The sequence below is a fragment of the uncultured Nocardioides sp. genome, from assembly GCF_947489365.1.
GTDB lineage: Bacteria > Actinomycetota > Actinomycetes > Propionibacteriales > Nocardioidaceae > Nocardioides.
Window position 1 is genome coordinate 289,193 of record NZ_CANLDB010000001.1, and the last position, 19,657, is coordinate 308,849.

At 74.0% G+C, this 19,657-nt stretch carries 20 protein-coding genes and 1 riboswitch; of the genes, 13 read left to right on the forward strand and 7 right to left on the reverse strand.

The features are described from left to right. Positions 1-23 precede the first annotated feature (23 nt). Both Q0858_RS01390 and Q0858_RS01395 read right to left on the reverse strand, forming a co-directional pair. Entirely contained in the window at positions 24-1,307 is a 1,284-nt protein-coding gene (locus Q0858_RS01390; protein ID WP_299050272.1) for a ribonuclease D, read from the reverse strand. 17 nt (positions 1,308-1,324) lie between these two features. Then, positions 1,325-1,948 (reverse strand): DUF3000 domain-containing protein, encoded by a 624-nt coding sequence (locus Q0858_RS01395; RefSeq protein ID WP_299050274.1) that lies wholly within the window; start codon positions 1,946-1,948, stop codon positions 1,325-1,327. A 70-nt stretch (positions 1,949-2,018) separates the two neighbouring features. On the opposite strand from Q0858_RS01395, the gene hemE reads away from it, so the two are divergent. Beyond that, positions 2,019-3,089 (forward strand): uroporphyrinogen decarboxylase, encoded by a 1,071-nt coding sequence (gene hemE / locus Q0858_RS01400; RefSeq protein WP_299050276.1) that lies wholly within the window; start codon positions 2,019-2,021, stop codon positions 3,087-3,089. Positions 3,090-3,172: 83 nt separating this feature from the next. On the opposite strand, the gene Q0858_RS01405 is transcribed toward hemE, so the two are convergent. Both Q0858_RS01405 and Q0858_RS01410 read right to left on the reverse strand, forming a co-directional pair. After that, entirely contained in the window at positions 3,173-3,547 is a 375-nt protein-coding gene (locus Q0858_RS01405; RefSeq protein WP_299050277.1) for a hypothetical protein, read from the reverse strand. Positions 3,548-3,616: 69 nt separating this feature from the next. Beyond that, positions 3,617-4,570, reverse strand: a complete 954-nt coding sequence (locus Q0858_RS01410; protein WP_299050280.1) for a LysR family transcriptional regulator — start codon at positions 4,568-4,570, stop codon at positions 3,617-3,619. 154 nt (positions 4,571-4,724) lie between these two features. Here Q0858_RS01410 and Q0858_RS01415 point away from each other — a divergent pair, with 154 nt between their 5' ends. The 5 genes from Q0858_RS01415 (at position 4,725) to Q0858_RS01435 (ending at position 9,539) form a co-directional block, all read left to right on the forward strand. Further along, on the forward strand, positions 4,725-5,987 hold the full coding sequence (locus tag Q0858_RS01415; protein WP_299050282.1) for an acyl-CoA dehydrogenase family protein: 1,263 nt from the start codon (positions 4,725-4,727) through the stop codon (positions 5,985-5,987). A 128-nt stretch (positions 5,988-6,115) separates the two neighbouring features. Beyond that, a complete protein-coding gene (sfnG, locus tag Q0858_RS01420; RefSeq protein ID WP_299050284.1) occupies positions 6,116-7,264 on the forward strand; it encodes a dimethylsulfone monooxygenase SfnG in 1,149 nt (382 codons plus the stop codon). Positions 7,265-7,327: 63 nt separating this feature from the next. After that, the gene (locus Q0858_RS01425; RefSeq protein WP_299050287.1) at positions 7,328-8,500 is read left to right on the forward strand and encodes an LLM class flavin-dependent oxidoreductase; all 1,173 of its coding nucleotides are present in this window, start codon (positions 7,328-7,330) and stop codon (positions 8,498-8,500) included. Further along, positions 8,497-9,030 (forward strand): NAD(P)H-dependent oxidoreductase, encoded by a 534-nt coding sequence (locus Q0858_RS01430; RefSeq protein ID WP_299050288.1) that lies wholly within the window; start codon positions 8,497-8,499, stop codon positions 9,028-9,030. The genes Q0858_RS01425 and Q0858_RS01430 overlap by 4 nt, the downstream gene beginning before the upstream one ends. Beyond that, the gene (locus Q0858_RS01435; RefSeq protein WP_299050291.1) at positions 9,027-9,539 is read left to right on the forward strand and encodes a flavin reductase family protein; all 513 of its coding nucleotides are present in this window, start codon (positions 9,027-9,029) and stop codon (positions 9,537-9,539) included. The genes Q0858_RS01430 and Q0858_RS01435 overlap by 4 nt, the downstream gene beginning before the upstream one ends. A 14-nt stretch (positions 9,540-9,553) precedes the next feature. Here the strand turns inward: Q0858_RS01435 and Q0858_RS01440 are convergent, their stop codons facing one another. After that, positions 9,554-10,657 carry a GNAT family protein gene (locus Q0858_RS01440; RefSeq protein WP_299050294.1) on the reverse strand — a complete coding sequence of 368 codons (1,104 nt, stop codon included), beginning with the start codon at positions 10,655-10,657 and terminating at the stop codon, positions 9,554-9,556. A 104-nt stretch (positions 10,658-10,761) separates the two neighbouring features. Between Q0858_RS01440 and hemG the strand changes: the two genes are divergently transcribed. Next, positions 10,762-12,150, forward strand: coding sequence for a protoporphyrinogen oxidase (hemG, locus tag Q0858_RS01445; protein ID WP_299050295.1), 1,389 nt, complete (start codon positions 10,762-10,764; stop codon positions 12,148-12,150). Next, positions 12,147-12,854 (forward strand): hydrogen peroxide-dependent heme synthase, encoded by a 708-nt coding sequence (gene hemQ, locus Q0858_RS01450; protein WP_299050297.1) that lies wholly within the window; start codon positions 12,147-12,149, stop codon positions 12,852-12,854. Before hemG ends, hemQ begins: the two co-directional genes overlap by 4 nt. Positions 12,855-12,919: 65 nt before the next feature. Here hemQ and Q0858_RS01455 read toward each other — a convergent pair whose 3' ends face one another. Together Q0858_RS01455 and Q0858_RS01460 are read right to left on the reverse strand one after the other, a co-directional pair. Next, complete coding sequence (locus Q0858_RS01455) at positions 12,920-14,362, reverse strand: alpha/beta fold hydrolase (RefSeq protein ID WP_299050299.1); 1,443 nt, start codon at positions 14,360-14,362, stop codon at positions 12,920-12,922. Continuing rightward, positions 14,362-15,813 (reverse strand): trehalose-6-phosphate synthase, encoded by a 1,452-nt coding sequence (locus tag Q0858_RS01460; RefSeq protein WP_299050300.1) that lies wholly within the window; start codon positions 15,811-15,813, stop codon positions 14,362-14,364. The genes Q0858_RS01455 and Q0858_RS01460 overlap by 1 nt, the downstream gene beginning before the upstream one ends. An 82-nt stretch (positions 15,814-15,895) precedes the next feature. Between Q0858_RS01460 and Q0858_RS01465 the strand changes: the two genes are divergently transcribed. The 5 genes from Q0858_RS01465 (at position 15,896) to Q0858_RS01485 (ending at position 19,641) form a co-directional block, all read left to right on the forward strand. Beyond that, positions 15,896-16,186 carry a DUF3263 domain-containing protein gene (locus Q0858_RS01465; protein ID WP_299050303.1) on the forward strand — a complete coding sequence of 97 codons (291 nt, stop codon included), beginning with the start codon at positions 15,896-15,898 and terminating at the stop codon, positions 16,184-16,186. Continuing rightward, positions 16,186-16,698, forward strand: a complete 513-nt coding sequence (locus Q0858_RS01470; protein ID WP_299050306.1) for a LytR C-terminal domain-containing protein — start codon at positions 16,186-16,188, stop codon at positions 16,696-16,698. The genes Q0858_RS01465 and Q0858_RS01470 overlap by 1 nt, the downstream gene beginning before the upstream one ends. Positions 16,699-16,767: 69 nt before the next feature. After that, the gene (gene otsB, locus Q0858_RS01475; protein WP_299050308.1) at positions 16,768-17,637 is read left to right on the forward strand and encodes a trehalose-phosphatase; all 870 of its coding nucleotides are present in this window, start codon (positions 16,768-16,770) and stop codon (positions 17,635-17,637) included. Positions 17,638-17,875: 238 nt separating this feature from the next. Then, positions 17,876-18,013, forward strand: a riboswitch (SAM riboswitch). Between the two features lie 11 nt (positions 18,014-18,024). After that, positions 18,025-19,323: a threonine synthase gene (gene thrC, locus Q0858_RS01480; protein WP_299050310.1), complete on the forward strand. Its 1,299-nt coding sequence runs from the start codon at positions 18,025-18,027 to the stop codon at positions 19,321-19,323. A 42-nt stretch (positions 19,324-19,365) separates the two neighbouring features. Further along, complete coding sequence (locus Q0858_RS01485; RefSeq protein ID WP_299050313.1) at positions 19,366-19,641, forward strand: MoaD/ThiS family protein; 276 nt, start codon at positions 19,366-19,368, stop codon at positions 19,639-19,641. The last annotated feature ends 16 nt before the right edge of the window (positions 19,642-19,657 follow it).

Sequence of the window (19,657 nt, forward strand, 5' to 3'; positions counted from 1 at the left end):
ACGGAAGTCCGCCTCAGCCCGGCTCAGCCCGCCTCGGCTCCCAGGATCGCGCGGACCAGCACGGGGGCGACGATCTCCACCTGCCAGGGCCGGGCGCCGAGGCGGAGGAGCGCGGCGTCGACCTCGGTGGCGAGGGCCTCCGGGTCGCGGGTGGCGGGGGGCTCCCAGAGCACGCGGCGGACGGTGTCCGGGGTCATCAGGTTCTCGGTCGGGACGACGTGCGCCTCGGCGACCTCGGCGAGCTCGGCGCGCGCGAGGGTGAGGCGCTCGGCAGCCACCGGGTCGCGCTCGGCCCAGGCCCGCGGCACCGGCGGACCGTCGGAGCGGGGCGAGCGCGGGGGGAGGTCCTCCTCCGGCATCTCCGCGGCCTCCTGGAGGGCCTCGACCCACCGGGAGGAGTAGCGCGACGCGCCGCGCCCGTGGAACCCCGGGGTCGACAGCAGCGCGCGCCGCTCGGTCGGCATCGCCTGGGCGGCGGCGACGATCGCGGAGTCCGGGATGATCCGGCCCGGGGTGACGTCGCGGGAGGACGCGATGTCGTCGCGCGCCGTCCACAGCGCCCGGACGGCGGCGAGCCCGCGCCTGCCGCGGACCTTGTGCATCCCCGACGTACGACGCCACGCGTCGACGCGGACGGGCGCCTCGTGGTCGAGCAGGGCCTCGAACTCCTGCCGGGCCCACTCGGTCTTGCCGGCCTCCTCGAGCTGGGCGACCATCACCTCGCGCAGCTCGACCAGGGCCTCGACGTCGAGGGCGGCGTACTCGAGCCAGGGCTCGGGCAGCGGCCGCGTCGACCAGTCCTGCGCCGAGTGCTCCTTGCGCAGGCGCTTGCCGAGCTGGGTCTCGACGAGGGTCGCGAGCCCGACCCGCGGGTGGCCCAGCAGCCGGCCGGCGAGCTCGGTGTCGAACAGCGAGTCGGGCCGCAGGCCCACCTCGCGCAGGCAGGGGAGGTCCTGCGTGGCGGCGTGGAGGATCCACTCGGTGCCCCGCAGCGCCTCCTGCAGGGGGTCGAGCGAGTCGAAGGCCACGGGGTCGACGAGGAAGGAGCCCGACCCCTCGCGCCGCAGCTGCACGAGGTAGGCGCGGGCCGAGTAGCGGTAGCCGGACGCCCGCTCGGCGTCGATGGCGACGGGACCGGTGCCGGCGGCGAGGGCCGCGCACGCCTCAGCGAGCTCGGGGGCGGTGTCGGCCACCGGCGGCAGGCCGTCCCGCAGGGTCAGCAGCTCGGCGGGCGGGGCCTCCGGCTCCTCCGGCACCCCGACCGCCGACCCGAGGTCCGGGGTCTCGGCGTCGTCGGGGCTCGTCACGGGATCCACCGGGGCTCTCAGTGGACCGGTCCTCGGTGTCCGCGACGGCTCGGCATCACCGACACGCCGTCGGGCACCGGGGGCAGGCCGGCGGCGGTGCAGAGCAGCTCGCCCCACGCCTCGACGTGCCGGCCGACCTCGTCGGGGTCCGGGGTCCACGACGCGCGGATCTCGACCTGCGCGGTGGGTTCCTCGTCGGCCATCCCGCCGAAGCTGGTGCTGCTCACGCAGGTGACGGTGCCCGAGGCCGCGCTGAACGACGCGTGGTGCGCCGCGAGCGCCTCCGTCAGCCAGGTCCAGGCCACCTCGGCGAGCATGGGGTCACCCGCCTGCTCGGGCTCGACGTCGGCGCGGACGTAGCCGACGCAGCGGAAGGTCCCGTCCCACGCGTCGTTGCCCGCGGGGTCGTGGAGCAGCACGAGCCGGCCGGTGCCGATCTCCTCGCCGTCGACCTCGACGTCGCCGGACAGCGCGGCGGCGTACGGCGCGATCCGCTGCGGGGCGGGCATCTGCTCCGCGGTCACCTCGGGTCGCAGCACGGCGTCGCGCATCGCGGCGACCGCGGTGGCGAACTCGGCGGGGAACGCCGCACCACCGACTCCCGCGCCGGCTCCGCGGCGCGGCTCGTGACCGACGACCATGGTGCCAATGTAGGCCGCGGGCCCCGGTACCGACGCGCCGCCACGCCGCCTGACCTGGGAGGATCGGGTGGTGAGCGAGGCCGAGAGCACGACCGGAACAGCCACCACCCGGGACCCCCGGTTGGCCGACAGCGCCTTCCTGGCCGCGTGCCGCGGCGAGCGACCGGACCACGTGCCGGTCTGGTACATGCGTCAGGCGGGTCGTTCGCTGCCCGAGTACCTCGCCGTCCGCGAGGGCGTCGCGATGCTCGACGCCTGCATGGACCCCGACCTCGTCACCGAGATCACCCTGCAGCCGGTGCGCCGGTACGGCGTCGACGCGGCGATCTTCTTCTCCGACATCGTGCTGCCGCTCAAGGCCGTCGGCGTGGACCTCGACATCAAGCCCGGGGTGGGCCCGGTGGTCGCCGACCCGGTCTCCACGCTCGCGGACGTCGAGGCCATCCCCGACCTGACCCCCGACGCGGTCGACTTCGTGACCACCGCCGTGGGCCGCCTCGCCGGCGAGCTGGGCGGCACGCCGCTGATCGGGTTCGCGGGCGCTCCCTTCACCGTGGCGTCGTACCTGGTGGAGGGCGGGCCCTCCAAGGACCACGCCCGGACGAAGGCCATGATGTTCGGCGCCCCGGACGTGTGGGACGCCCTGATGCGCAAGATCGGCGGCATCGCGGCGGCGTACCTCGAGGTCCAGGTGCGGGCCGGGGCCTCCGCCGTCCAGCTCTTCGACTCCTGGGCCGGCGCGGTCTCGCCGCGGGACTACCGGGAGCACGTCAAGCCGTACTCCGCCGCCGTCCTGGAGCGGGTCGGCGCCCTGGGGGTGCCCCGGATCCACTTCGGGGTCGGCACCTCCGAGCTGCTCGCCGACATGGGCGACGCGGGCGCGGACGTCGTGGGCGTCGACTGGCGCACCCCGCTCGAGGTCGGCATCTCCCGCGTCGGCGACCGGTCGGTCCAGGGCAACCTCGACCCCACCCTCGTGTTCGCCCCGGTCGAGGTGATGCTCGAGCGGGCGGCCGAGGTGATCGAGGCCGGCCGCGGCGCCCGGGGCCACGTGTTCAACCTCGGCCACGGCGTGCTCCCGGCGACCGACCCGGGTCGGCTGGAGGAGCTCACGGCGTTCGTGCAGTCCCAGCCCGGCTGAGGCGGCCGTTCGGGCCGACTCGAGCCCCGTCGGGGGTGCGTTCGGGCCGACTCGAGCCCCGTCGGGGGTGCGTTCGGGCCGACTCAGCGGCGACGCTCGGCCAGGTGGTACGACACCGCGGCGTGGGGGACGACCCACACCAGCGCGGCGAGGACCAGGACCATCGCGGTGGCGACGGGCGGCGCCGAGGGGTCCAGGGCGGTCGCCGCGAGGCTGAACGGTGTGCCCATCATCCCGAGCCCCGACTGCAGCAGCGACCCCACGAGGCCCGGGCGACCGTCCGTGACGGTCGAGAGGACCGCGAGGACGACGCCCGCCACCACCACCGCGGCGGCGTGCATCGCGGGGCCGACCAGCCAGCGCCACGGGTCGTGGGCGACCGGGGCGGCGGCGTACGACTGCTGGAACGGCGGGGTCACGGGCCGGCCGAACGACTGCTGGAGGGGCTGCGAGGTCATGCCCCCACGCTCACCCGGGGCCCGGGCGCCGCGCATGGGTCGGCGTACTCAGGTGCGCCACGTGGGTGCTCAGGCCGGGGCGAGGACCTCCTCCGCGGCGCCGGCCCCGGCAGCCTCCGCCGCCTCCTCGGCGAGGCGCTCGGCCTGCTCGGAGAGCGCCCGCATCAGCAGGCGTACGGCGGGGGGCTGGGCGGCCGCGGCGTGCAGCATGAGCAGCGACACCTCGGTCTCCACCCCGACCAGCGGGCGGTGGGTGATCACGCCGGCCTTCACGAGCGGGTCGCTGTCGATGCTGTAGTCGGGCAGCACGGTGACGCCGAGGCCCTCGGCGACGAGCAGCTTGCCCATCTCGGCGCCGTCCGCGGCGATCGCGACGGGCGGCGGGTCGCCCTCGGAGACGCGGTGCAGGAAGCGGTGCATCAGGTAGCCCGAGCGCATCCCGACCAGGGTCGAGACGCGGAGGTCGTCGAGCGTGATGCTGTCGAGCTGCGCGAACGGGTGGTCGGCGTGGCAGCAGACGACGACGTCGCCGCGCAGCAGCACCGACGAGCCGAGCTCGGGCAGCTGGTCGTCGCCGGGCAGCGCGTTGACCAGGCCGAGGTCGAGGCTGCCCTCGGCGATGGCCAGGGCGATCGCCGCCTGCTGGCTGGTGACCACCTCGACGGCGGCGCCGGTCTGGGCCTCGTGGAAGTCGCGGAGCGCGGGCACCAGGAGGTGGGAGGTGCCGGCGTTGACGGTGCCGACGTGGACGGTGCGGGCGCTGGTGCGCTGGTGCCCGGCCTGGCTGCGCAGGCGGTCGACGGCCTCGAGCACCTCGACCATCCCGGGCAGCAGCGCCTTGCCGTCCCGGCTGATCCGGGCGCCGGAGCGGCGCCGGTCCAGGAGCGTGACCCCGAGCTCCCGCTCCAGGTTCCGCAGGCCCTCGCTCAGCGCGGGCTGCGAGAGGTGGAGCTGCTCGCTCGCGCGGCGCAGCGACCCGTGCCGGGTCACCGCGGTCAGGTACTCCAGCTGTTCGATCCGCACCCTGATCTCCTCCGTGGTCCTTCTGGGCCCGTGACGGTCGTGCCAGGCGGCGCCTGGCACCCCGACGGACCTCTGTGGCGTGGTGGGCGTGGCCCGAGCCGATGTCGTCCGTACTTTGTCTAGCGAGACTATAGACAAAAGGAAGGCAGAACCGATGACCGACACCCTGTTGCCCCCGTCACCCGCGGGTACCGCTCCCGACCCGCTGGTGCGGGTCCGCGCGCGGCTGGCGCCGCTGCTGGCCGAGATCGCCGAGGGGGCGGTGCGTCGCGAGGTCGACGGCGAGCTCCCCACCGACGCCGTACGACGCCTGGCCGAGGCCGGCGTCGGCGCCGTCCGGGTGCCCGTCGAGCACGGGGGCGACGGGCTCGACCTGCGCGGCCTGACCGCGCTGTGGATCGACCTCGCCGCGGCCGACTCCAACCTCGCGCAGGCGCTGCGGGGCCACGGCGCCCTCGTCGAGGACCGGCTCTGGCAGCACGCGCGGGGCGCGGAGCAGTCGACCTGGTTCGCCCGGCTGGCCGCCGGCGAGCTCGTGGGCAACGCCTGGTCCGAGATCGGCACCACCGGGCAGGACACCCAGCGCACGACGATCACCCGCGACGGCGACCGCTGGCGCCTCGACGGCGCGAAGTACTACACGACCGGCACCATCTACGCCGACTGGGCCGACGTGTACGTCCGCGTCGCCGGCACGGGCCGGACGACCGGGGAGGGCGCGCAGTACGCGATCGCCCTCGTCCGCACCGACCAGCCGGGCGTGGTCGTGTCGGACGACTGGGACGGCTTCGGCCAGCGCGGCACCGGGAGCGGCACCGCGCTCTTCTCCGGTGCCGTCGTCGAGGACGCCGACGTCCTTCCCTTCGAGCAGCGGTTCGGCTACCAGACCGCGCTCTACCAGCTGAACCTCCTGGCCACCCTCGTCGGCATCGGCCGGGCCGCGCTCGCCGACACCGTCCGCGAGGTCCAGGGCCGCGAGCGCAACTACTCGCACGCCAACGCCGCCCGCGTCCGCGACGACGCCCAGGTCCTGGCGCGGGTCGGCGAGATCGCCGCCCGCGTGTACGCCGCCGAGGCCGCGACGCTGCGGGTCGCCGACGCGATGCAGCGCGCCGCCGACACCGCGACGGCCGACGCCGAGACGCAGCGGGCGGCGAACGAGGTCGCCGAGGTCGAGTCCTCGACCGCCCAGGTCGTGGTGACCCAGCTCGTCCTCGACGCCGCCACCGACCTCTTCGACACCCTGGGCGCCTCCGCCACCTCCCGGGCCAAGGCGCTCGACCGCCACTGGCGCAACGCCCGCACGGTGAGCTCGCACAACCCGCGGATCCTCAAGGCCCGGGTCGTCGGCGACGCCCTCGTCAACGGCACCGCCCCGCCGTACGCCTGGGCGATCGGGCGCACCGAGAGGCAGTGACGACCCCGGTGGCAGGCCCTGCCTGTCACCGGCTCGTCACGTCCGACGGCCGGGAGGGCTCGTCGAGTTGAAACCGGGACGTTAAGTACATCAACCTGATCTACATAACCCGATTTGAGGAGCAGCGCATGACCGAGCAGACCGTGGCCGGCGACCTGGCGTCGTCCGAGCCACTGAAGTTCGCCTACTGGGTGCCCAACGTGAGCGGGGGCCTGGTCGTGTCCAAGGTCGAGCAGCGCACCGACTGGGGCTACGAGTACAACAAGCGCCTGGCGCGCACGGCGGAGAACAACGGCTTCGAGTACGCCCTGTCCCAGGTCCGCTACATGGCCTCGTACGGCGCGGCGTACCAGCACGAGTCGACCTCGTTCAGCCTCGCGCTGCTCCTCGCCACCGAGCGCCTGAAGGTGATCGCCGCCGTCCACCCCGGCCTGTGGCAGCCCGGCGTGCTCGCCAAGTTCCTCGCCACCGCCGACCACCTGTCCGGCGGCCGCGCCGCGGTCAACGTCGTCTCCGGCTGGTTCAAGGACGAGTTCACCAAGATGGGCGAGCAGTGGCTCGAGCACGGCGAGCGCTACCGACGCTCCGAGGAGTTCATCGCCTACCTCCGCGAGATGTGGACCAACGAGCACGCCGAGCTGAACGGCGACTTCTACCGGCTCCACGACTTCGACCTGAAGCCGAAGCCGCTCTCGACGCCCGACCGTCCGCACCCCGAGATCTTCCAGGGCGGCAACTCCGGCGACGCGCAGGCGATGGCCGGGCGGGTCTCCGACTGGTACCTCGCCAACGGCAACACCCCCGAGCGGATCGCCGAGCAGGTCGCCACGGTCAAGGCCGGCGCCGCCGAGAACGGGCGACGCCTGCGGGTCGGCGTCAACGGGTTCATGGTCGCCCGCGACTCCGAGGCCGAGGCCCGCGACGTGCTCCGCGAGATCATCGACCGCGCCGACACCGAGGCCGTCGAGGGCTTCGGCGCCGCGGTCAAGCAGGCCGGCCAGTCGACCGGCGACGGTCGCGGCATGTGGCAGGACTCCACCTTCGCCGACCTGGTGCAGTACAACGACGGCTTCCGCACCGGCCTCGTCGGCAGCCCCGAGCAGGTCGCCGAGCAGGCGATCGCGCAGAAGAAGGCCGGCGCCGACCTGCTGCTGCTGGGCTTCCTGCACTTCCAGGAGGAGGTCGAGTACTTCGGCGCACGCGTCCTGCCGCTGATCCGCGAGATGGAGGACGACCTCGCGGGCCGGCCCCGCGGCAGCGGGCTGGTGGCCTCCTGACGGCCACGCCGTCCTGATCGACCCGCCGGCACGGTCCGGCAGCACGCATCCACGAGGAGAGAGATGAGCCTGAAGTTCCACTGGTTCCTGCCCACCAACGGCGGCGACGGCCGCCACGTCGTCGGCGGCGGCCACGGGGTGAACCCCGGCGCCGCCGGGCGTCCCGGTGACGTGGCCTACCTGACCCAGGTGGCGCGAGCCGCGGAGGACAACGGCTTCGAGGCCGCACTGACCCCCACCGGCGCGTGGTGCGAGGACGCCTGGCTGTCGACGGCGATGCTGTCGCAGACCTCGGAGCGGCTGAAGTTCCTCGTCGCGTTCCGCCCCGGGCTCGTCTCGCCGTACGTCGCCGCGCAGATGGCCGGCACGTTCCAGAACCTCACCCGCGGCCGGCTGCTGCTCAACGTCGTCACCGGCGGCGAGAGCCACGAGCAGCGGATGTTCGGCGACTTCCTCGACAAGGAAGGCCGCTACGCCCGCTGCGACGAGTTCCTCTCCATCGTGCGCAGGCTCTGGGCCGGCGAGGTCGTCGACCACGACGGCGAGCACCTGCAGGTCGAGAGCGCCCGCCTCGAGCAGATCCCGGACCCGCTGCCGGAGATCTACTTCGGCGGGTCCTCCCCGGCCGCCGGCCGCGTGGCGGCGAAGCACGCCGACGTCTACCTGACCTGGGGCGAGCCGCCGGAGGCCGTCGCGAAGAAGATCGAGTGGATCCGGGGCCTGGCCGCCGAGGAGGGCCGCGAGGTCCGTTTCGGCATCCGGATGCACACCATCACGCGCGACACCTCGGAGGAGGCGTGGGCCGAGGCGCAGCGCCTGCTCGACGCCATCGACCCGGCGATGATCGAGAAGGTCCAGTCGGGCCTCAAGCGCAGCGAGTCCGAGGGCCAGCGGCGCATGCTGGAGCTCAACCAGGGCGCCAAGGGCAACGACGTCCACTCCCTCGAGATCCACCCCAACGTCTGGGCCGGCGTCGGCCTGGTCCGCGGCGGGGCGGGCACCGCGCTGGTCGGCAGCCACACCGAGGTCGCGGACCGCATCGAGGAGTACGCCGACCTCGGCATCTCCGAGTTCGTCCTGTCGGCCTACCCGCACCTCGAGGGGGCGTACTGGTTCGGCGAGGGTGTGCTGCCGATCCTGGCCGAGCGCGGCCGCTGGAAGGACGTCCGGCCCGAGCGCCACCGCAACGCCGCGGTGCCCTTCGCCGGGGCCGACGGCCCGCGGGCGGCCTCGTGACCACGCCCCGGACCGTCCTCGTCGTCGGCAACCCGCGCCCGGCGTCGCGCACCCGCGCCGCCGGCGAGCAGGTCGTCACCGGCCTGACCGGCCGCGGGCCCGACCTCGTGGTCGAGCTCGCCGACCTCGGCGCGGAGCTGCTCGACTGGACCTCCGAGCGGGTCACCGGCCTGGTCGAGCAGGTGGCCGCGGCCGACCTGGTCGTCGTGGCCAGCCCGACGTACAAGACGGCCTACACCGGGCTGCTGAAGCTGTTCCTCGACCGGTTCGCGATCGGGCAGGTCGCCGGGGTCGTCGTCCCGCTCATGCTCGTCGCCGCCCCGCAGCACGCCCTCGCGCCCGAGCTCGTGCTGCGGCCGGTCCTCGCCGAGATCTCGTCGGGCCCGGTGCTCAAGGGCCTCGCGGTCCACGACGCGGCGTACGACGACCCGGCGTCGTACGCGACCTGGCTGGACACCGTCCGACCCACCACCGACCGGCTGCTCGGTGCCGTCACCCCTTCCCCCGAGACGACAGGAGCACGCGCATGACCGTCACCCCGCTCTTCACCAACCAGGACCTCGACCCGGACCGCCTCCGCGAGGCCTTCGGGGTCTTCCCCTCGGGCGTCGTGGCGGTGGCCGCGGAGGTCGACGGCGTCCGCACCGGCCTCGCCGCCTCGTCGTTCACGTCGGTGAGCCTGGAGCCGCCGCTGGTGCAGTTCTCGGTCGCCAACACCTCGAAGACCTGGCCCGTCCTGCGCCGCGCCTCGCACCTGGGGCTGACCGTCCTCGCCGAGGACCACAGCGGCGTGTGCCGCCAGCTCGCCGGTCCCGTCGAGCAGCGCTTCGACGGCGTCGAGGTCACCCTCAGCGACCACGGCTCGCTCTTCCTCGACGAGGGTCTGGCCCGGTTCGACTGCACCGTCTACCGCGAGGTGGAGGCCGGCGACCACACCATCGTGCTGCTGCAGCTCCACGCCGTGGAGCAGGCCTCCGACCCCTCGCTCCCGCTGGTGTTCCACCGCAGCGGCTTCGCCGGGGTCTCCGCCACCGCCTGATCGGGCGCCCCTCCTCAGGGGGTCGGGTCGTCCGCGAGCCGCGCCCACAGGTCGAGGTCGCCGCGGGTGCCGTCGGGACGCAGGCGGGAGCGCAGGGTGCCCTCGTGCCGCAGCCCCGCCGCGGCGTACGCCGCCGCCCGCACGCCGTCGTCGGGCGCCGCGACGGCGCTGACGCGGTGCAGGCCCAGGGTCCCCGTGGCGTGCTCGACCACCTGCCGCAGCGCGGCCGTGGCGGCCTCCGCGGAGCGCGCCGCCTCGACGTCCGCGTCGACGTACGCCTCGGCGGCGGACCGCCCGCGATCGAGGTGTCGCAGCCCGGCCGTCACCGCCGCCCCGTCGACGGTCGTCGTGACCGTCGCGGGCCGTGCCCGGCGCGGGGCCCGTCCGCGGAGGTCCCCGCGCACGCGGCTGGCGGTGTAGCGCGCCAGCGCGACGCGGCTGGACCGCGAGCCGGGGAGGTGGTCGGGCGACCGCGCGGGCCGGGTCCCGGCGGGCCGCGGCTCGTCCTCGCCGCGGGACGCCTGGCGTCGGACCACGAACCCGTCGACGGGCCGGTCGGTCGCGAGCACGGACAGCAGGTCGTGGTCCTGCCACACCCCACCCACGTGGGAGTAGCCGCGCATGGTGGCCTCCGCGACCATGCCGATGTGGCTGGTGGCCAGCGCGACGGAGAAGTTCCTCGTGCTCACCGGCGCGGTGACGACCTCCAGCCCCAGGTGGTCGAAGGCGTGGTCGACGACGGCGCAGGCCGCCAGGGTGGCGACGTCGCGGCGGGCGACCCGCAGGTCGGCCCAGATCCCGAGCTCGGCGGTGCCGGCCACCCGGTCGATGCCGCTCAGCCCCACCTGGCCGACGAGCTCGCCGTCGACCTCGATGACGAACGCGAGCCCGGTCCCGAGGCGAGCGGTGCGCCGCGCGTCGGTCACCTCCTGGACCCACCGCCACTCGGTGTGCCGCTCGTCCCAGCTCAGGGGCGAGGTGAGCCAGTACCGCTCCATGACCCGCCGGTTGCGCAGCCGCACCTCCCGCCAGCGCGGGAAGTCCGCGTACCGCGCGGCCCGCAGCAGCAGCGCACCGTCGGTGACGGGGACCGGCCCGATCTCGACCGGGCGGCTCACGGCACGTCCCGACGGCGAGCGCGCCCCGATGCGACCACGGCCCCGAGCGTAGGGGGCCACGGGCACGCTCCGGGCCGGATTCCGAGGGCTGGCAGGCTGGGCGGGTGAGGGTCGCGGTCGTCGGAGCGGGGGTCGGGGGGCTGGTCGCCGCCCGGGACCTGCGGGCGGCGGGCCACGACGTGACCGTCCTCGAGGCGGCCGACCGGCCCGGCGGGAAGCTCCGACGGGCCGAGGTGGCGGGCGTCGCGGTCGACGTCGGCACCGAGGCGATGCTCCACCGGAGGCCCGAGGGATCGGCGCTGGCCGCGGACCTCGGGCTGGAGGTCGTCCACCCCACCCGGGCGTCGTCCCGCATCTGGACCCGTGGCGCGCTCCGGCCGCTGCCGCGGTCGCTGATGGGCGTGCCCCTCGACGTCCACGACCTCGCCGCCTCGGGCGTCCTGTCGCCCGCGGGTCTCGAGCGCGCCCGCGTGGAGCGGGTCGAGCCCTGGGACGGCGAGGACGTCGCCGTCGGCGACCTGGTCGCCGCCCGGTTCGGCGACGAGGTCGTCGACCGTCTGGTCGAGCCGCTCCTCGGGGGCGTGTACGCAGGACACGCGCGCCGGCTGTCGCTGCGGGCGACGGTCCCGGCCCTGGCCGACCTCGCCGCCCGCGGTCCGCTCGTCACCGAGGGCGCCCACGGGGCCACGGTGGCCGCGGCGGGTGCGGGTGTCCCGGTGTTCGCGGGCCTCCCCGGGGGGATGGCCTCGCTCGTGGACGCGCTGGCCGCCGACCTGGTGGTGCGCACCGCGACCACCGTCCGCGCCCTCGAGCGGACCCCCGACGGTCTCGCCCTCACGCTCGGCCCGACCACCGCGCCCGAGCGGCTCGAGGTCGACGGCGTCGTCCTCGCGGTCCCGCCGGCGGCCGCGGCGCGCCTGCTCGCGGACCTCGCCCCGGTCGCGAGCGCCGAGCTGGCCGGCGTCGAGGCCGCTTCGACGGTGGTCGTCGCCCTGGCGTTCGCGGCGCCGGACCTCGCCGCGCTCGGGGCGTACGACGGCTCCGCGGCGGGGTTCCTCGTCCCGCCCGTCGACGCCCGCCGCATCAAGGCCGCGACGTTCTCCTTCGCGAAGTGGGACCACGTCCGCGCGGCCGGCGCCGCGCAGGACGTCGTCCACCTCCGCACCTCGCTGGGCCGGCAGGGGGAGGAGGCGACCCTGCAGCGCGACGACGCCGACCTGGTCGCCGACTCGCTGGCCGACCTGCGCGACGCCACCGGCCTGGAGGCCCGCCCGGTCGACGCCGTGGTGCAGCGCTGGGGTGGCGGCCTGCCGCAGTACGCCGTCGGCCACCTCGACCGCGTCGCCCGCGTCCGCGCCGCGGTCGCCGCCGTGCCCGGCCTGGTCGTCTGCGGGGCGGCGTACGACGGCGTCGGCGTCCCCGCCGTGATCGGCTCCGCACACCGGGCGGCCGGTGAGCTGCACGAGGACCTGCGCGGCAGAATGGACCCATGAGCGAGCAGACGAACGCGGCCCGGCTGAAGGAGCTCAACGCCCTCACCCGCTACACGATGTGGTCGGTCTTCCGGCTCCGCGACGTCCTCGGCGACGGCGCCGACCGTGCCGGCGAGGCGGCCGAGGTCGAGAAGCTGGTCGTGGGGCTGGCCGAGGAGGACGTGACCGTCCGCGGCCTGTACGACGTCTCCGGCCTGCGCGCCGACGCGGACGTGATGGTCTGGTGGCACGCCGCCGACTCCGAGCAGCTCCAGGCGGCGTACCACCGCTTCCGCCGCACCGGCTTCGGCGCCCGCCTCGACCCGGTCTGGTCGCAGATGGCGCTGCACCGCCCCGCGGAGTTCAACAAGTCGCACGTCCCCGCGTTCCTCGCGGGCGAGGAGCCGAAGCGGCACCTGTGCGTCTACCCGTTCGTGCGGTCGTACGAGTGGTACCTGCTGCCCGACGAGGAACGACGCGCCCTGCTCGCCGAGCACGGCAAGATGGCGCGCCCCTACCCGGACGTGCGCGCCAACACCGTCTCCTCGTTCGCCCTCGGCGACTACGAGTGGCTGCTGGCCTTCGAGGCCGACGACCTCGCCCGCATCGTCGACCTCATGCGTGACCTCCGGGCCTCCGGCGCCCGCCGCCACGTCCGCGAGGAGATCCCCTTCTACACCGGCGCCCGCGTCGAGGTCGCCGACCTCCTCGACCGCCTGCCCTGACCCGCCGCGACCGAGGGACGGGGTCGTGACGCGGCCGCGCCCCGGCCGGATCCCCGGGGTGGGTCTCAGCCGGAGAGTCGGCGGGAGGCGTCGGAGCCGTAGCGTCGGGTGGGGTTGGAACCGATGTCGCCCGACGTCGCGGAGGATCCACGGGCGGAGGTCTTCTTCGCGGCGGTCTTCTTGGTCGCCGTCTTCTTCGCCGGGGCCTTCGTGGCGGTGGTCTTCTTCGCCGCGGTCCTCGTGGACGACCTCGCCGACTTCTTCGCGGCCGTTCTCGTGGTCGCCGTCTTCTTCGCCGCCGTCTTCTTGGTGGCGGTCTTCTTCGCGGCGGTCTTCTTGGCGGCGGTCTTCTTCGCCGCCGTCTTCTTCGTGGCGGCCTTCTTGGCCGCGGCCTTCCGCGCCGGCGCCTGCCGCCCGCTGAACCGCTCGAACCAGTCGTCGAGGGAGCGCCAGGTCGTCGCGCGGGCTGCGCGGCCGGTGAGCATGCCGAGGTGGCCGCCGGGGACGATCTCGAACTCGACCGTCTCGGCGCCGCGGAGCAGCCCGACGAGCGCCTTGACCGCGGCGACGGGGGCGATGCCGTCGTTCGCGCCGGCGTACACCGCCACGGGGACGGTGACGTCGGCGAGGTCGAGGGTGCGGCCGCCGAGCTCGAGGGTGCCCCGGCGGAGCTCGTTGGAGCGGACGAAGCGGTGGTACAGCTGCCCGAAGCTGCGGCCCGGGTAGGCGTTCATGTTCGCGGTGAAGTGGTCGACGGCCTCGATCTGGGCCAGCCACTCGGTGTCGTCGAGGTGCGCGGCGATCGCGACCGGCTTGGTGACGAACTTCTGGAACGACGTCATCTGGAACGCCCACCGCACGAACGGCTTGGGGGCGCCGCCGAGCAGGCGGTAGGCACGGTCGACGACACCGCCGCCCGCGAGCTTCAGCAGCGGCCGCAGGGGCGCGACCATCGGGACCAGGCGGGTGTCGACGGGGGTGGCCAGCACGCTGACCGACGCGATCGGGAGGTCCTGGGCGTCGGCGGCGACGAGGAGCGAGAACAACCCGCCCAGCGACCAGCCGACGAGGTGCACCGGGCGTCCGCCCGCGTGCGCGGAGGCCGCGCGGATGGCGGCGGGGACGACCTCGTCGATCCAGTGCTCGATGCCCAGCGACCGGTTGCGGAAGGAGATCTGGCCGTACTCCACGACGTACGTCGGGCGGCCGGTCGTCACGAGGTGCTCGGCGAGCGAGCATCCCCGGCGCAGGTCCCAGCACAGGCTCGGCGCGGCGAGCGGGGTCACCAGCAGCACCGGGTCGCCGGACTCCCGGACGGCCATCGGCCGGTAGTGGTGGACCTCGCGCAGCTCGCCGGAGTCGATCAGCGTGCGGGGCATCGGCCGGAGGTCGGCGAGGCCGCCGTACAGGACGGTGTGGGCGACGTTGCCGGCGCCGCGGACCACGGTGGACACCACCTGGTCGGGCTGCAGGGCGTCGGGCACGACCGGGATCGCGGGGAGGGCCATCACTCGTCGCCGGAGGAGCCGACGGGGCGCACGGTCTTGCCGTGCTCCGGCCGGGTGGCGGCCAGCTCCGCGAGGAAGCCGTCCGCCCACCGGGTCACGTTGCGCTCCTTGACGGTCTTCCGCATCGCACGCATGCGTCGGTTCAGCTCCTTGGGTTCGGCGTCGCTCGCCTCGCGCAGCGCGGACTTCATGCCGTTGATGTCGTAGGGGTTCACGAGCCAGGCCTGCCGCAGCTCGTCGGCGGCGCCGGCGAACTCGGACAGCACCAGGGCGCCGTCCTCCTCGAGCCGGCAGGCGACGTACTCCTTGGCGACGAGGTTCATGCCGTCACGGAACGGCGTCACCACCATCACGTCGGCGGCCCGGTAGAGCGCCGCCATCTCCTCACGGGGGTAGGAGGAGTGGAGGTAGGAGATGACCGGCCGGCCGATCTCGCCGAGGTCGCCGTTGATGCGACCCACGAGGCGGTCGATGTCGTCGCGGAGGATGCGGTACTGCTCGACCCGCTCCCGCGACGGCGTGGCGACCTGCACGAAGACCGCCTCGCCGACCTTCAGGTGCTCGTCGCGCACCAGCTCGGAGAAGGCGCGCAGCCGGGCGTAGATGCCCTTGGTGTAGTCGAGGCGGTCGATGCCGAGGAAGATCTTGTCGGGGTTGCCGAGCGCCTCGCGGATCTCCTTCGCGCGCTGCTCCACCGGGTCGGACGCCGCGAGCTCCTCGAAGCCGGCGGTGTCGATGGAGATGGGGAACGCGGCGGCCTTCACGGTGCGGCCGTCGGGCAGGTAGACGAGGTCGCGGTGGGTCTTGTGGCCCACCCGCTGACGGACGAGGCGCACGAAGTTCTGCGCCGCGCCGGGCAGCTGGAAGCCGATCAGGTCGGCGCCGAGCAGCCCCTGGAGGATCTCGCGGCGCCACGGCAGCTGCTGGAACAGCTCGCCGGGCGGGAAGGGGATGTGGAGGTAGAAGCCGATCCGCAGGTCGGGCCGGGCCTCGCGCAGCATCTGGGGGACCAGCTGCATCTGGTAGTCCTGCACCCAGACGGTGGCGCCCTCGGAGGCGATCTTCGCGGCGCGGTCGGCGAAGCGCTGGTTGACCCGGACGTACGACTCCCACCACTCGCGGTGGAACTCCGGCTTGGCCACCAGGTCGTGGTAGAGCGGCCACAGGGTGCCGTTGGAGAAGCCCTCGTAGTGCTCCTCGATCTCCTCGGCGCTCAGCGACTCCGGGACGAGCGAGAGCCCGTTGGCGGTGAAGGGCTTCATGCCCGTCTCGGTGCCTCCCGGCCAGCCGATCCAGGCGCCGTCGTTGGCCCTCATCACGGGCTCGAGCGCCGTCACGAGCCCGCCGGGGGAGGGGCGCCAGGACTTGGTGCCGTCCGACTCCTCGACCCGGTCCACGGGCAGGCGGTTGGCCACGATCACGAGGTCCGCCGAGCGGTTCTTCAAGGCCACGGTGCGACCCTATCCGGCGTGTCGACCCGCCACGCCGCACGACGAACGACACCGGTGTGGTTCAGGCGTTACAGTGCTGCGCATGACCGCCGCGACCGACCTCGTCCCCGACCAGCCGGGGCCCGGGCTCTCCGAGCGCGACCAGGCCATCCTCGCGTTCGAGCGCCAGTGGTGGAAGTACGCCGGGGCCAAGGAGCAGGCGGTCCGTGAGGCGTTCGACATGTCCGCCACGCGCTACTACCAGGTGCTCAACGCCCTGATCGACAGCCCGGACGCCCTCGCCGAGGACCCGCTCCTCGTCCGTCGCCTGCGTCGTCTCCGGTCGGCCCGCCAGCGGCAGCGCTCGGCCCGACGCCTCGGCTTCGACGTCTGATGAGCGGCCGGCACGTGCGGGACGAGCGCGGCGTCGCCTTCCCCTCACCCCTGGTGCTGCTGAGCATCGTGGCGGTCGCGATGGCCGGCCTGGCCTTCCTGGTCACCTCGGGCGACGACGAGGCCGACCAGGCACGCGTGGTCACCTCTACCCCGAGCAGCACCCCGAGCGCGTCGCCGTCCCCGACGGAGCAGCCGTCGCGCACGCCGAAGCCGAAGCCCTCCCCGAAGCCGGTGGAGCGCGGCGAGGTCTTCGTCGAGGTCTACAACAACTCCGGCATCACCGGTCTGGCGGCCGGGTTCTCCGAGACCGCGGCGGCGGCCGGCTGGCAGGTCGTGGGCTCCGACAACTGGGTCGGCACCATCCCGTCCTCCACCGTCTACTTCCCGCCGCGCCTCGAGCGCGAGGCGGAGAGCCTCGCCCGTGACCTCGGCATCAGCCGGCTCATGCCCGCGGTGGCTCCCATGCGCTTCGACCGCCTCACGGTGATCCTCACCGGCGACGTCGCCTGAGTCACAGGCCGCCGGTCCCGCCTCGGGGTTCGCCGCCGGTGCACGGTCGTGCCGTGGGAGGCTCGGACCATGGAGTTCGTGACCCCTGCCGGTGAGCAGGAGTACGCCGGGGTCGTGCGCGCGGCCGAGGACCTGCTGGTCTGCCTCGACTTCGACGGCGTCCTCGCCCCGATCGTCGAGGACCCCAGCGAGGCCCACGTCCACCCGGACGCGCAGCAGACCCTCGTCGACCTCGCGGAGGTCTGCCGGTCGATCGCCGTGGTCACCGGGCGGCCCGCCCGGCAGGCCATCGAGCTCGGCCGCCTGGACGAGGTCGGCGCAGCGATGGAGGAGCGCGGCCGGACCCTGCACCTGCGCGGCCAGTACGGCAACGAGCGCTGGGACTCCTCCGTGCGCCGGGTGTCCTCGCCGCGCCCGCCGGAGGGGCTGGCGACCTTCGAGGCCGAGCTGCCCGCCGTCCTGCGCGAGCACGACGCCGCGGACGCGTTCCTCGAGGACAAGGGGCTCGCCATCGGCGTCCACACCCGTCGCCTGAGCGACCCCGACGCCGCGCTCGACCGCCTGCGCGGGCCCGTCGCCGTCCTCGCCCGCAAGCACGGCCTGGTCGTCGAGCCGGGCCGCCAGGTCCTGGAGGTCCGTGCCCCCGGCGCCGACAAGGGTGCCGCCGTCCGCGACCTCCTCGAGCAGACCGGCGCCTCCGCCGTGCTCTTCGCGGGCGACGACCTCGGCGACGTCGCGGCGTTCTCCGCGATCACCGACCTCCGCGCCGAGTCCTCGGCCCGCGGGTCGTCCCTGCCGTCCCTGCTCGTCGCGTCCGCCTCCGAGACCGCCGCCGTCCCCGAGCTCACCTCCCGGGCCGACGTGGTCGTCGACGGCCCCGACGGCGTCATCGCCCTCCTCCGCAGCCTCACCGCGGACGCCTCCGCCGCGCGTCTCTGACCGGGTGCTCCCCCCAGCTCGGTGGGCGCGGGACGCTCTGGGGCGGCCTGGCCGACTTCCCGGGGTGAGTGGTGACCTCGGCACCTCCCGTGCCGAATTACGCACGGTAGGTGCCGACATCACAGGGCACCCTGGGAACTCGGCAGCCAGGGCGGGCCCGTCTCACGATTCGGACGCAACGTCCACATGTCGGGACCCCGATGTGCGTCGCGTACGACGGGCTGCGTACCGTGAGGGCTGCTCATCACGAGGGACTGAGGGAACGGCCCGTCGACGTCCCGGCAACCACCGCCATCCACGCCGCCCAGAGGCGCACGGAGGCCGGAGAGGTGCCAATTCCGGCCCGCGGCGAGAGACGTCCCGGGGAAGATGAGGAGGAGGATCCCCATGAGCGCTCCCGTCGTCGAGATCACCGACGCCCCCGAGTCCGCCGCCACCCCGGCCGGCGCCACCCTGCGTGAGGGCGCCTTCGGGCCCGCCCGATGTCTCGCCTGCCGCGAGTGCGGCAACGAGGTCGAGCTCGGCCCCCAGTACGCCTGCCCGGAGTGCTTCGGCCCCCTCGAGGTGGCCTACGACTTCACTGCGGTCACCCGTGAGCAGATCGAGGCCGGCCCGCGGAACATCTGGCGCTACAAGGCGCTGCTGCCGGTCCCGGACGACATCGAGACCAGCCCCAACACCGAGCCGGGCTTCACCCGCCTGCTGAAGGCGAACAACCTCGGCGCCGAGCTCGGCATCACGAACCTGTGGGTCAAGGACGACTCGACCAACCCCACCAACTCCTTCAAGGACCGCGTGGTCGCCTGCGCGCTGAGCGCCGCCCGCGAGTTCGGCTCGACCGTCTTCGCCTGCCCCTCGACGGGCAACCTGGCGAACGCCGTCGCCGCCGCGGGTGCCCGCGCCGGCATGAAGACCGTCGTCTTCATCCCCAGCGACCTCGAGAAGCCCAAGCAGGTCAACTCGGCGGTCTACACCGACTCGCTCGTCGCCGTCGACGGCAACTACGACGACGTCAACCGCCTCGCCTCCGAGATCGCCGGCGAGGAGGAGGGCTGGGCGTTCGTCAACGTCAACGTGCGGCCCTACTACGCCGAGGGCTCCAAGACGCTGGGCTACGAGATCGCCGAGCAGCTCGGCTGGCGCCTGCCCGACCAGATCGTCATCCCGGTCGCGTCCGGCTCCCAGCTGACCAAGGTCGACAAGGCCTTCCGCGAGCTCATCACCCTGGGTCTCGTCGAGGACAAGGACTACCGCGTCTTCGGCGCCCAGGCGACCGGCTGCTCGCCGGTGTCAGTGGCCTACAAGGCCGGCACGGACGTCGTCCGCCCGGTCAAGCCCGACACCATCGCGAAGTCGCTGGCGATCGGCAACCCGGCCGACGCCGTCTACGTGCTCGACGTGTGCAAGCGCACCAACGGTGCGGTCGAGGACGTCACCGACGACGAGATCCGCGCGGGCATCCTGCTGCTGGCCCGCCACGAGGGGATCTTCACCGAGACCGCCGGCGGCACGACCACGGCCGTGCTCAAGAAGCTCGTCGAGACCGGCCAGCTCGACACCGAGCTCGAGACCGTCATCATCAACACCGGCATGGGCCTGAAGACCCTCGACGCGATCGCCGACCAGGTCGGGCCCGCCGCGACCATCGCGCCGACGTACGCCGCGTTCTCGGCCACCGGCATCTGAGCCGGCCCCACCCAGTCACGACCCACCACGCGAGGAGACGAGTTGAGCGTCCAGGTCCGCATCCCCACCATCCTGCGCACCTACACCGGCGGTGAGTCCGAGGTGAGCGCCGAGGGGAGCACCCTCGCCGAGGTCCTCGACCACCTCGACGCCCACCACACGGGCATCAGGGCGCGGATCCTGGACGACGACGGCAAGCTGCGCCGCTTCGTCAACGTGTACGTCGGCAACGACGACGTCCGCTTCCTCGACGACCTCGGCACCGCGACCCCCGACGGCACGCAGATCTCCGTCATCCCCGCGGTCGCCGGGGGCTGAGCCTCCCTCGTCCGAG